The following is a 13,165-nucleotide window of genomic DNA, read 5'->3' on the forward strand; positions in this document are numbered from 1 at the left end:
ATGAGTGAAATAACTCATGATGACAAACCCCAACCGATTGAAGAGTTGGTCGGTTGGGTCAAAGACAATCAACTTTCGCTGCAATTGACAACCGAAAAACTGTCTTTTCTTTTAGCAATGGCAGTACTCAGTCAAGAGCGGTTTGACCAAGAGTTAACCGAGGGTGAGTTACACGATGCGTTTCACATTGTGGTGAAGCTATTCGACGGCGACAGTACACCATCGGCTTTTAAAGCGAATAATGCCCTCAACGATATGGTCAAGCAGCGTTTGATCAGTCGTTTTACCAGTGAAATTAATGAAGGGGCAAGCATTTACCGTTTGACGCCTTTAGCTATAGGCTTAACCGATTATTTTGTTAGGCAAAAACAGTTCTCACAATTGAAGTTATCAATTCAGTTATCGATGGTGGCTGATGAAATGAGCAAAGCGGTCGAACTGGCAAGGCAGGGCGGTGATGTTCATTTTTGGCAGCACAAGGTTTACGGCGTCTTGAAATACTCAGTGGCTGAAATCTTTGACCAAATCGACCTAAATCAGCGAGTGATGGACGAGCAACAGCAAGGCGTCAAACAGCAAGTTGCGGATCTGCTCAATCAAGATTGGCAAGAAGCGATCTCTCAATGTGAAAAGTTATTGGGTGAAACCTCGAATACGCTTAGAGAGCTACAAGATACGCTGCAAACGGCGGGCGATGATCTACAAACTCAGATTCTCGACATCCAAGAGTTAGTTTACCATCAACCCGAACTTGAGTTTGTCGAATCTGTGCTGTTTAACCTGCAAATGAAACTCGATCGAATTGTCAGTTGGGGACAGCAATCCATTGATTTGTGGATTGGTTACGACCGCCACGTGCACAAATTTATTCGAACCGCTATCGATATGGATAAAAATCGTGCTTTCAGCACTAGACTGCGTCAATCGTGTCAAGACTATTTTGATGCGCCATGGTTTTTAACCTACGCCGATGCTGACAAACTGTTTGACTTGCGCGATGAAACCTTGTCATTACGCGATGACGAAGTGACCGGTCAAGTACCGATTGCCCTTGAGTTTGAAGAGTTTGAAGCGGTCAATAATAGTTTGTCTGAGCGTATTGCCGACATGTTAAAACTGCATAAGACTCAGGGTGTGCCAATTGATCTAGGCTCAGTACTCAAAGAGCACCTAGCGCAACACCCAGCCACACATCATTTTGATTTAGCACGCATCATCGTCGATCAAGCGGTAAGGCTCGGCTATTCAGAGTCAGATTACCGTGCCATTCAACCCGATTGGCAAGTTATTAACGAATTTGGTGCTAAGGTACAAGCGAATGTCATTGACCGATACTAATGAATTTATGTCAGAAAAGCTGGCAAAAGCAATTTCTAATCCTTTATTTCCACAGTTGGATACTTGGCTTCGTGCTGGAAAACACATAGGCACTGAAGACTTTGATAATCACGCGTTGTTGTCAGATTACCAGCTGGAATTAGCGACGTTTTACCAACGTTACAATACCGAATTGGTGAAAGCGCCTGAAGGCTTTTTTTATTTAAGACCGCGTTCAACCGCATTAATTGGACGCAGCGTGTTGTCCGAGTTAGATATGCTGGTCGGCAAGGTATTGTGTTTCTTGTTTTTAAGCCCGGAACGTTTGGCTCACGAAGGCATATTCACGCATCAAGAGTTATACGAAGAATTACTGCAACTCACTGACGAACAAAAACTGATCAAGTTAGTGACTCATCGGGCAACAGGCTCTGATCTCGACAAAGAAAAACTGTACGAGAAAGTGCTGACCTCATTGAGACGGTTGAAACGCCTTGGCATGGTGATCAATGTGGGTGAAACCAATAAGTTTCGCATTAGTGAGTCAGTATTTCGTTTTGGAGCCGATGTTCGCGTTGGCGATGATATGCGAGAAGCACAATTGAGATTGATCCGCGATGGTGAGGCGGTCGTCCACCACCAAGAGCCCAAACAAGGCTCTCTATTGGATAATGACAATCACGACCAGCTACCTCAAGAAGTAGAGGATGAAGAATTATGATTGAGCGCGGTAAATATCAATCCTTGACGATGATCAACTGGAATGGTTTTTTTGCACGGACCTTTGATATCGATGGTTTAGTGACCACTTTATCTGGGGGGAATGGTGCGGGTAAATCGACCACCATGGCGGCGTTTATTACCAGTTTGATCCCCGACCAAACGCTTTTGCATTTTCGCAACACCACGGAAGCGGGCAGTAATCAATCATCCCGTGATAAGGGGTTGTTTGGAAAATTGCAACCCGGTGTCTGTTATGCCGCCCTTGATGTGGTGAACTCTCGTCATCAACGCGTCCTTTTTGTGGTTAAGTTACAGCAGGTCGCAGGACGCGATAAAAAAGTCGACATCAAACCATTTTTAATCCAAGGCCTACCAAGCCACGTTAAGCCGACGGACATACTGATCGAAAACGTGTCTGCGCAACACGCAAAAGTACGCCCGTTTAACGATGTAAAAAGCTGTGTAGCACAGTACGAAGGTGCGCATTACAAAGCGTTTAGCTCGATTGTCGATTACCATTCACAAATGTTTGAATTTGGCGTTTTACCGAAAAAGCTACGCAACAGCAGTGATCGTTCAAAGTTCTATCGCCTCATAGAAGCGTCACTTTATGGCGGGATATCCAGTGCCATCACTCGTTCATTGCGCGATTATTTGTTGCCGCAAAACGGCGGGGTCAAAAAAGCGTTCCAAGACATGGAATCGGCACTGCGTGAAAACCGCTTAACCCTTGAAGCGATCAAAACAACCCAAGCTGATCGTGATTTGTTTAAACACCTGATCACGGAGTCAACTCAATATGTGGCGGCGGATTACATGCGCCATGCAAACGAACGACGAGGTAAACTCGAACAAGCGCTTTCGTTGCGACATGAGTTGAATACGACTAAAGACAGCTTATTAGAGCACAATCAGCGCTTAAGCTATGCAAAAGAGCAGCTTGAGCTTTTGATTGAGCAAGAATCTGGGTTAGAGCAGGATCATCAAAGTGCTCAAGATCACTTGTTATTGGTGCAAAATGCGTTGCGTCAACAAGAAAAGATAAACCGCTATCAAGACGATCTCGAGGCGTTAAATGAGCGCTTAGAAGAGCAATTGATGGTGGTTGAGGAAGCGCAAGAGCGTCTTTTTGACCGCGAAGCATTAACACAGCAAGCCGAAGAAGAAGTTGATAGTTTGAAAACACAGCTTGCCGATTATCAGCAAGCGTTGGACGTTCAGCAAACTCGCGCCTTGCAATATCAACAAGCAGTACAAGCCCTAGATAAGGCAAGACGGGTGATGGATGACCCCAGCTTAACTCAAGATTCGGTCACCGAGGTTATCAAGCAATTGACCGGCGAGCAGCAACAATTGACAGAGCGGGTACTACAGCTTAAACACAAGGTTGATATGTCTGCTGCCAGTGCCAATCAATACGATCAAGCATTGTCGCTATTAACGGACATTGTCGGCCCAGTTCATCGTCAAGACGCGGCGCCGAAAGCTCGCGAAGTGCTAAATAAAGCGCAAAATAGCCGTCATGTAGTCAGCAATGAAAATCAATGGCGAGCGCAAGCACGTGAGATTGAACGTCAGCAGCAGCAAAAGGCTCAAGCCCAGCAGGCGTTGCAAGAATATCAGCAAGCATTCGACGTTGACCTTGAGCAGCCTGAGGTATTTGAGCAGCAGCGCAACCAGCAGCAAGCCAATATTGAGCAAAGTGAAAATGAACTCGCATTGCTACGCGAACAAAGTCAGCACAATCAGCACCAACTTCAAACGCTAGACTCTGAGATTGCTCGTTACCAAGCGCAAGCGCCAAAGTGGTTTGCCGCCAATGATCAGCTTCAGTCGCTGCGAGAGCAAACGGGGTTAGCACTCGATAGTGAAGCGGATGTCGTGGCTCAAATGCAAAATGTGCTTGAAGAAGAAAAGCAACTAACTGCTGAAAAAGACGCGTTGGTTATTCAGCGCACAGCGCTTGAGCAAGAAATCGAGCACCTAGCGTCTCCTGGTGGTGCCAATGATCCAAGACTAAAAGCCCTTTCTGACAGTTTAGGTGGGGTGTTGTTGTCTGAAATCTACGATGATATCACACTTGAAGATGCACCCTATTTCAGTGCTATGTACGGGCCGGCCCGACACGCGATTGTGGTGTCTGATCTCAGTGGTGTAAAAGAGCGCTTACTGGAGTTTGACGATTGCCCAGAAGACGTTTATGTCATTGAAGGCGATGTCGATGCTTTTGATGACAGTGGCTTTAACGTTGAGGAGCTCGAAGGGGCGGTTTGTGTCCAGGTCAATGATCAGCACCTGCGCTTTTCTCGTTTCCCTGAATTACCCTTGTTTGGTCGAGCTGCTCGAGAGCAGCGATTAGAGACGTTGCGCGAAGAAAAAGAGCAAACCGTTGAACGCCATGCGAAAGTCGCTTTTGATGCACAGAAAAAGCATAGACATTATCAAGCACTTAGTCAGTTTGTGGCATCTTCTTTACACTTGGCATTCACACCAAACCCCGAAGATGAATTGGCTCAATTACGTGAGCAACGCCAGCAAGTTACGTCGCAAAAAGCGCAGTTGGAACAAGCCATTAATGCTGAACGAAAGGCTTTAGACAAAGCAAAACACGCTTTGAATCTACTCGATAAACTGAGCGCCTCGATGGCGGTTATTTGGGATGACACACTCGATGAGCGACAATCACACATTGCTCAACAATTAGCGGATCTCGATGAAGCAAAAGCATTTATTAAAGCGCATCAACAGTCGCTAGACAAGTTGGCAGAGCACGTCTCGGCGCTCGATAATGACCCAGAGTTATTTGAAGCTTTAGAAGCGTCTTATCAAGAGGCCGATCAAGATTTACAAACAGTGAAATCACAATTGTTTGCCTTGTCGGATCTTCACGAACGTCGCTCTCATTTTGCTTACCAAGATTCCTCCGACATGCTAGAGCAAAGCAGTGAGCTGAGTGAATCGTTAAAGAAAAAACTTGCAGAAGCTGAGCAAACAAGACTGAAAAGCCGTGACGCGCTTAAAGTGGAACAGGGTCAATACAACCAGTATCAACAAGTATTGGCGTCGTTGAAAAGTTCTCACCAAGCGAAAAAAGAAACCTTGAGTGAATTTACTCAAGAGCTAAAAGAGTTTGGTGTTACCGCCGATCATGAAGCACTTGAGCGTGCGCAAACTCGCCGTGATGAGCTTGGACAAAGAGTGGTACAAGCTCGAGCGAATAAGAGTGAGTATGAGCGTACAATTACGGCCACTGAGCTTGAAATGACCAGCTTGAGTAAACAGCTTAAGAAGCGTCAAAAAGAGTATCGGGAGTTACGTCAATTTGTCGTGGCGGCCAAAGCGGGGTGGTGCTCAGTCATGAGGCTGGCTCGTCAACACGATGTTGAGCGACGGTTACACAAACGTGAGTATGCCTATTTGTCGTCGGCAGAGCTTCGCTCATTGTCGGATAAATCACTCGGGGCATTGCGTTTAGCGGTCGCTGATAACGAAACGTTGCGCGACTCACTGCGCTTGTCAGAAGACAATGCGCATCCGGAGCGTAAAGTATTGTTCTACATTGCGGTGTATCAGCATCTACGCGAGCGTATTCGTCAAGATATTATTCGCACCGATGACCCTGTCGAAGCGATAGAAGAGATGGAAATTGAGTTAGCGCGCTTAACGGAAGAGTTGACCTCGCGAGAGCAGCGTTTAGCCATCAGCTCTGAATCGGTTGCTAAGATCATTCGCAAAACGATTCAACGAGAGGAAAATCGCATCCGTATGCTCAACCAAGGTTTGTCGAACATCAGCTTTGGTCAAGTAAAAGGGGTACGTCTTAATGTGGCTATTCGTGAGAGTCACCAGGGATTACTCAATGGACTGGCTCAACCTTCAAGTCAGCACAAGGACTTGTTTGAGTCGTCTCGTTATACGTTTTCCGAAGCGATGGCGAAATTATTCCAACGCGTGAACCCACATATTGATATGGGACAGCGCTCTCCACAAGTACTCGGTGAAGAACTGCTTGACTATCGAAATTACTTAGAGCTCAGTGTTGAGGTCAATCGTGGGACTGATGGTTGGTTACAGGCTGAATCAGGTGCTTTGTCTACCGGTGAAGCGATTGGTACCGGCCAGTCTATCTTATTGATGGTCGTGCAAAGCTGGGAAGAAGAATCACGACGGTTGCGCAGTAAAGATATTTTGCCGTGTCGATTGTTGTTCCTCGATGAGGCTGCGCGTCTGGATGCAAAATCCATTTCGACCTTGTTTGAACTTTGTGATCGATTGGATATGCAACTATTGATTGCCGCGCCAGAGAACATCAGCCCAGAAAAAGGCACAACGTACAAACTGGTGCGCAAAGTCTTTAAAGATCACGAACACGTTCACGTTGTCGGTTTAAGAGGGTTTGGCTCTGTTCCACCGATTATTTCATCCAACGCCGTTGAGGATGTTGCGGAGTCTTTGACTTAATCATTGGTTTATTCATTTAAACGGCACGAGTTTCTCGTGCCGTTTTTGTATCCATGTCCAGATAGCATGCTTACTAGATTGTTCATCGCTCAAGCGGTAGGCCTGATAAGCTAATCAAGGATAGGACAATGTCTAACAGTAATCTGATTAAGTCGGTGACCAATGACAGGCAGGAAACAAGTGTTAGAACAAGGCAACCTATTTGCTCATAAATACAAGACAGTGAGTCGTTGTTCTACACGTTATTTTCTTAATGACGTTATCGAGTTTTTTAACCCGCTAGGGTGACCAGCTATTTAGTTAGATTGGTATAAGATGCAGGGGAGACAACAATGGCTTTACTCAAGCTTTTCTGTGCGCTTTGATCAAACATGAGAGGAAACAGAACAGCAAAGTTGAACGGTTAATGATTGGTTGTTGTTGAGAAAAATAAAGCTGCAGTGTGCGCTGCAGCTTTTTTGGTATAAAGGGTTATAACTCTGTTTCTCTTACCCCAAATTGCTCAGAGGCGTAAGCCACACGTTTTTCTGGGCTAGGCGGCGGCCAACTGTCACCGAGGTTTTCAATATGGCGCAAGCGTGGCAGTAACCCGGCCCCATTGGCAATTTGAATTGCCAAACCTGGCCTGGCGTTGAGTTCCAGTAACATGGGACCGTGCTGTTTATCCAGAACCATGTCGGTACCGAGATAACCTAGGCCTGTCATTTCCCAAGCACTGGCGGCCAGTGTTAATAATTTGTTCCAATGAGGTACTTGCAAGCTGCGAAGCGCCTTACCCGTATCTGGGTGCTCAGTGACTGGGCGATCAAATTGTACCGCGCGCACCGCTTTTCCCGTCGCAATATCAATGCCAACACCTACAGCCCCTTGGTGCAAGTTTGCCTTGCCATCTGACGCTGCGGTTGATAAGCGCATCATGGCCATGACAGGGTAGCCCTTAAAGACGATAATACGAATATCTGGTACACCTTCATAGCTAAAGCCATCAAAACAATCATCAAACTGGATGAGGTTTTCAACCACGGCAACATCGTTTTTACCGCCGAGTGAAAATAAACCGGCTAAGGCATTACTAATATGGCGTTCAACGTCTTCTTTGCCAATTTCACTGCCAGAGGGTTTGGTGTAAACACCGTCTTTGTGCGAGGTAACAACCAAGATACCTTTACCACCACTGCCTTGAGCGGGTTTTATGACAAAACCAGGCCAACCTTTCACCATCTGGTGAATGTGTTTGACATCGGCTTGGTTTTTGATGACACCAATCAAGGCAGGAACGGTACAACCAGCCCGTTCTGCAATAATTTTGGTTTTCAATTTATCATCGACCAGTGGGTATTTTGAGCGATCGTTATAGCGGCCAATGTAACTGTGGTTACGCTGGTTCATACCCATAATACCTTTGCGACTGAGTTTAAACGGCGAAGTAAATTGCGATAACATATTAATCCTCCGCGAGTGGTTTAAAACGGCGCAATTCACTCAATCGATAGCCAGTGTAAGTACCAAGCAGTAAAATGGTTGCAAGGATAATTAACTGAATGCCAATAAAGTTAAAGGTTAGGTGCTGAATGTACGGGTTGGTCATACCTAGATACACCAGTATCGAGGTAAACAAAGATCCGCCGCCTTGGATCAGAACTTGTTTAGCCCCTTCTTCTTCCCATAAAATAGACATGCGTTCAATCGTCCAAGACAGAATGATCATTGGGAAGAACGTTATCGTGAGACCTTGAGTTAAACCAATCTTAAAGGCCACAACGGTAAATAGTGAAATAATTAAAATAACCGTAATGATCACCGCTGTTATCCTCGCCACCAACAATAAGTTGAGTTTGGACAGATAACTGCGGATGATTAAACCCGTGCCAACAATCAACAAGAACCCGACAATACCGGTTAACAACTGAGTTTGCACAAAAGCGACCGCGATCAGAACGGGCATAAAAGTACCGGAGGTTTTTAAACCGATCAGTACTCGTAAGAACACAACGATTAACGCACCAATTGGGATCAGCATAATGGTCTTAAACATCGCTTGCTCTTCTAGTGGCAAACTGTGGATTGAGAAATTGATCAAACCATCGGCATCCACTTTGTTTTGGGTGGCTTGTGATGGGGAGATTTGTTGAGAAATCATTGAGAAGTGGACTTGGCTATTTTTACCGCCGACTAAATCAAGCAGGGAAACATTTGAAGCATCCCAGATCAGCAAAGGGGTCTCTTGATTGTATTGTTGCTCTGATGTCATCGAGAACAATTTCCATGCTTTGCCATCCCAAACTTGTACCATAGGTTGAATTTCTTGGCGACGTCGACCGTCTTCAAGCTCAATTACCCCAACTAATTTACTGTATAAGTTGGCGGTCGATAAGAGGTTGTGAAGAGCTTCCACAGGTTCCATCGAGTTGAGAATCAGCGCTGCATTTTGGCTGTCTTCGTCGTTGAGCTGCTTGATAAGCTCACGAGTGAATGTGGTATTGTCTGACGAACGCGAGGTCGCTTGATCAATCAGGGCAATAGCCGCAGATTGTTCTGGACTTGATAATGTCGGCTTTTCGATATCACCACTTGGCGCAGGTTGCGTGACCTTAGCTTGTGGGTCGACCAAAAACTGTGTTTTGTAATAAATGGTTTGTGGCCCTTGCGCTTGGCGAATAGACCATTCTGCTCGGCGCCCTGAATCGGTGTTGACATAAGACACGCCGTAACCAGGTGAAGAAGAGGATTCATTGATCAAGGTATAACCCGATTGCGTCATCGGTGCTGCTAATGACGCTTTTACTTCTTTGCCATTGGCATTAAATTGTATTTGCGCCTCGATATCCCAGGTTTGTTTTGTTTCACCTGGTATCCAAGGTACGCCATAAGTATCGTGACGGAACCAGCTCAAAGCGAGGCCGGCTACAATGAGTAAGACAATACTAAAATAAAAAGGGATACGAGAAGTCATCGGAATCCTTAGTTGTTAGAGTTGGGTTCAGGCTTTGCAGTTTGTACGTATTGTTTACTGACATCGACTAACGCAATATCGCGAATAAAGGCACGGCCTAATAATACAGGATGTGTCATTTGAGAGCGGTCGGCGAGAGTAAATTGGGCTTTTTCATGAATTTTCCCCACTTTTACCCACAATTGAACCACGGCACGTCTGACCGGTTCTTCAGTCGTTGCTTGACGGATTTTTACGTATCGCAAAACAGGGACTTCAATAGCAGGCTCAGTCGCTTCGCTATTGTCGGTTTTTTGCAGTTGAAACTTGACCCATTCTTTGCCATTGCGCTCAAACTCTTCAATGTTGACCGCATTGAGCGAAGACGTCGCGGCGCCGGTGTCGACGCGCGCGTCGAAGTGTTGTTTTAAGGCATCAACATAAACACTTTCAACTGAGCCTAAGACCAATTCTTGGCGAGGCTGTTGAGGAATGGCTTGAACTGCCGGCGCTGCAGCGGAGGTGGTTTTTACTTGTTGACGCTGTTTGTGTTGCTGTTTCATGGTGTCTTGAACAGCATTGACTTGGTCGCGCAATGAAATAACTTCTGATTCAAGACTGTCGATGTAATCAGATTGATTACTCAGTTGTAATTGTAAGTTATTGACTTGGTTATTCGTTTTTTCAGTCGATGCTTGGAGTTGACCGATGGCAGACAAGGTCTCTTGATGATAGCGATCGCCGTTGATAAGCGTGCACCCGGAAAGGAGCGAAATTAAAGTGAGAGGTGCCAGTTGTTTAATCATTGCTAACCTTATGATTATGCTTTTATTTCTTATTGATGAAAGTGTAGCGACTAATTCGGGGTAAATAAAGCCCCGAATCAGCATCATAAGGAGGTTATCAATGGAAGTCGTTAAAACAACGTAAAATATTAATTGGATTTGTTAGCAATTAATACTGCGCGCCGCGGGGCAGGATAGCCTTCAATGGTTTTAGTTGGATCATTAGGGTCTAAATAATCGGGCAGTGAATTGTGCGTCATCCATTGGGTAGTACGTTGCTCATCGGTCGACGTGATATTTTCATCGACGATGCGCACATTGATAAAGCCGCATAACTCTAACCAAACCTTGAGTGCTTTAGCCGAGGGGAAAAAATAGACATTGCGCATTTGTGCATAGCGAGATTGTGGAACGAGAACGGTATTTTCATCGCCTTCAACAACGAGGGTTTCTAGTACTAACTCACCTCCTACCACCAATTGATCTTTTAATTGCATTAAGTGATCAAGTGGCGAACGACGGTGATACAGAACCCCCATACTAAAGACGGTATCAAACGCTTCAAGTTTTGGCAGTTGCTCAATACCAAGGGGCAATAAATGTGCGCGCTGATCACCACCGAGCAATTTTCTGATCGCTTCAAATTGGATGAGAAATAAGTGAGAGGGATCAATACCAATACACAAGCGAGCTTGTTCACCCAACATGCGCCACATATGGTAACCATTGCCACAACCGACATCGAGCACGGTACGGTTTTTTAACGGAGAAATATGCGGTAACACCCGATCCCATTTCCAATCACTGCGCCATTCTGTGTCGATGTTTAGTCCGTGCAGTGAGTATGGTCCTTTGCGCCAAGGGTGGAAGGTTTTTAATAAGTTTTCTAATTTCTTTTGCTCACCCGGTAATAATGGCTCGGTATTTTCCACTCGAACTTGAGACTGTAACTCAATGTGATCAGGGCGATCACTTGGAATTTTTTTTAATGCTCTTAACCAACGAGGAAAGTCACCGTGTTCACTATTTTGCCAATCGGTTAATTGTTGTGGCAAGACATTCAGCCAAGCTTGTAAACGTGGCTCTTTGGCTATTAATTGGTAAATATCGGCAAAATCAAACATGATAAAACGCTCTGTAGATAAATGGGCAAAAATTATTTAATGGCAAACATTGAGCCAAAGTTAAAACACTGGAACCAGACCTCACTGTGGGCAAAGCCAATATCGGCAAACCGTTGCTGGTGGGTGGCAATACTGTCTGGACGCATCACGTTTTCAATGGCACTGCGCTTTTGGCTTATTTCAAGTTCGCTGTAACCGTTGGCACGTTTAAAATCGTGGTGAAGATCTATAAGTAACTCGTGGGCTTTGTCATCCTCAAAAATAAATTTCTCCGATAGGATCAACACACCGCCCGGTAATAAACCGCGATAAATTTTTGCCAAGAGCGCATGACGATCGTCGGGCGACAAAAATTGCAGAGTAAAATTAAGCACCACGATAGACGCATTACTAATGTCGATATCGCGAATATCCGCTTCGATGACCTCTACTGGCGTCTCTGAGCGATAGGCGTTGAGGTGTAATTGGCATTTTTCGACCATGGCTTTGGAGTTGTCAACGGCGATAATCCGACAACCCGCGACTTGGAGGTGGCGTCGAATTGAAAGGGTGGCCGCGCCTAATGAGCAGCCAAGGTCGTAAATATGGGTGTCGGGTTTGGCAAAGCGCTCCGACATCATTCCAATCGCCGAGATGATATTGCTATAGCCAGGGACCGAACGCTGGATCATATCTGGAAAGACTTCGGCCACTTTTTGATCAAAACTAAAATCGCCGATTTTCTCGATTGGAGTGGAAAAAATAGTGTCTTTATTGCTCATGATATTTGCCTTGCAAACCAAAACCGCCAAGAAATAGGGCGCGTAGTTTATGCAAAAATGAAACAAATGTCACCTGCGAAGCGTTAGTGGCCGATAAAACGGTATCAAAAACAATGTCAAAACATATTCAGTTGTGGTCGTTCAACTTGAGCGGGAAATTCAGGTAAGGGATGACACGACATCACACTGGCGAGTTGTTGGACAATGGCTTTGGCATGCCAGGGCGCTTGTTGATTGTCTGGTGTGTGAATCATGATGAGAGGCTCAATGCCTTGCTGAGTCCATTGTTGTAACGTTTTAAGCCAGGGAGAAAAGAAGGCTAAATTTTGCTCAACGCTCTGCTGGCCTATAAACCGAATCATCGGTCGTTTGGCCGTTGCGATGGCATGCACCGGTACACGAGGCTTTTTTTGTTGCGCATCTAAAGTTCCAGGGTCGCGATCTTGCGAGGCAAAAACCGGACGACTGTCCATGATGACTCTATCTATTTGGTGAGCAATCAAGAATTGATTAAGGCGTTTTTCGTCTTCGCCTTTAGCAAAAAAAGCGGGGTGTCGAACTTCTACTGCAAGTGGAAAGCCTTGCGGACATTGTTGGCAAAACTTTTCTAAGATAGGCAGTTGCTGTGGACTAAAACTGGCGGGCAATTGAATACACCACTGAATAGTCCTAGAGTGCAAAGGCGCCATTAGGGTAAAGAAATCTCGTAACAAAGATTGACTTTGCCTCAGTTGCTGTTGGTGGGTGATGGTTTTCGGCAGTTTAAAGGTAAATGAAAAATCATCGTTTGTGGCACGAGCCCATTGTGCGACGGTATTGGTCGTGGGTAAGGCATAGAAGGTTGTGTTTCCTTCCACTGTATCAAAGACTCGAGCGTATTTTTCTAGCCGTTGCTGGGGTGGTGTTCCTGGTCCAAAAAAATCGCTTTGCCACTTTGGGTGAGACCACTGTGTCAATCCCAGTTTAAATGGGTTTGGTGTGCTTTGAGATAACGATGAATCGCGCATTAAAAGAGGACTCCTAACCAGGGTGACTTTACGATTGTTGTGAGTTATGGATAAT

Annotated in this window: 9 protein-coding genes; 3 read left to right on the forward strand and 6 right to left on the reverse strand. The window is 45.5% G+C overall.

The features are described 5' to 3' along the window. The 3 genes from mukF to mukB are packed head-to-tail and all read left to right on the forward strand — an operon-like array spanning position 1 to position 6,501. Positions 1-1,338, forward strand: a complete 1,338-nt coding sequence (gene mukF / locus AB0763_RS05870; protein ID WP_306101668.1) for a chromosome partition protein MukF — start codon at positions 1-3, stop codon at positions 1,336-1,338. After that, positions 1,319-2,038 carry a chromosome partition protein MukE gene (mukE, locus tag AB0763_RS05875; protein WP_306101667.1) on the forward strand — a complete coding sequence of 240 codons (720 nt, stop codon included), beginning with the start codon at positions 1,319-1,321 and terminating at the stop codon, positions 2,036-2,038. The genes mukF and mukE overlap by 20 nt, the downstream gene beginning before the upstream one ends. Continuing rightward, a complete protein-coding gene (gene mukB, locus AB0763_RS05880) occupies positions 2,035-6,501 on the forward strand; it encodes a chromosome partition protein MukB (protein WP_306101666.1) in 4,467 nt (1,488 codons plus the stop codon). Before mukE ends, mukB begins: the two co-directional genes overlap by 4 nt. Positions 6,502-6,972: 471 nt before the next feature. Here mukB and AB0763_RS05885 read toward each other — a convergent pair whose 3' ends face one another. The 6 genes from AB0763_RS05885 to AB0763_RS05910 all read right to left on the reverse strand — a co-directional run bounded on the left by AB0763_RS05885 (position 6,973) and on the right by AB0763_RS05910 (position 13,110). After that, complete coding sequence (locus AB0763_RS05885; protein WP_306101665.1) at positions 6,973-7,944, reverse strand: alpha-L-glutamate ligase-like protein; 972 nt, start codon at positions 7,942-7,944, stop codon at positions 6,973-6,975. Between the two features lies 1 nt (position 7,945). Then, positions 7,946-9,454 (reverse strand): inactive transglutaminase family protein, encoded by a 1,509-nt coding sequence (locus AB0763_RS05890; protein ID WP_306101664.1) that lies wholly within the window; start codon positions 9,452-9,454, stop codon positions 7,946-7,948. Between the two features lie 8 nt (positions 9,455-9,462). Beyond that, the gene (locus AB0763_RS05895; RefSeq protein ID WP_306101663.1) at positions 9,463-10,239 is read right to left on the reverse strand and encodes an ATP-dependent zinc protease; all 777 of its coding nucleotides are present in this window, start codon (positions 10,237-10,239) and stop codon (positions 9,463-9,465) included. 128 nt (positions 10,240-10,367) lie between these two features. Next, on the reverse strand, positions 10,368-11,342 hold the full coding sequence (gene cmoB, locus AB0763_RS05900) for a tRNA 5-methoxyuridine(34)/uridine 5-oxyacetic acid(34) synthase CmoB (protein ID WP_306101662.1): 975 nt from the start codon (positions 11,340-11,342) through the stop codon (positions 10,368-10,370). A 32-nt stretch (positions 11,343-11,374) separates the two neighbouring features. Beyond that, complete coding sequence (cmoA, locus tag AB0763_RS05905; protein WP_306101661.1) at positions 11,375-12,103, reverse strand: carboxy-S-adenosyl-L-methionine synthase CmoA; 729 nt, start codon at positions 12,101-12,103, stop codon at positions 11,375-11,377. Positions 12,104-12,219: 116 nt separating this feature from the next. Further along, entirely contained in the window at positions 12,220-13,110 is an 891-nt protein-coding gene (locus tag AB0763_RS05910; protein WP_306101660.1) for a DUF72 domain-containing protein, read from the reverse strand. Between the last annotated feature and the right edge of the window lie 55 nt (positions 13,111-13,165).

The sequence above is a fragment of the Vibrio sp. HB236076 genome (assembly GCF_040957575.1).
Classification (GTDB): domain Bacteria; phylum Pseudomonadota; class Gammaproteobacteria; order Enterobacterales; family Vibrionaceae; genus Vibrio.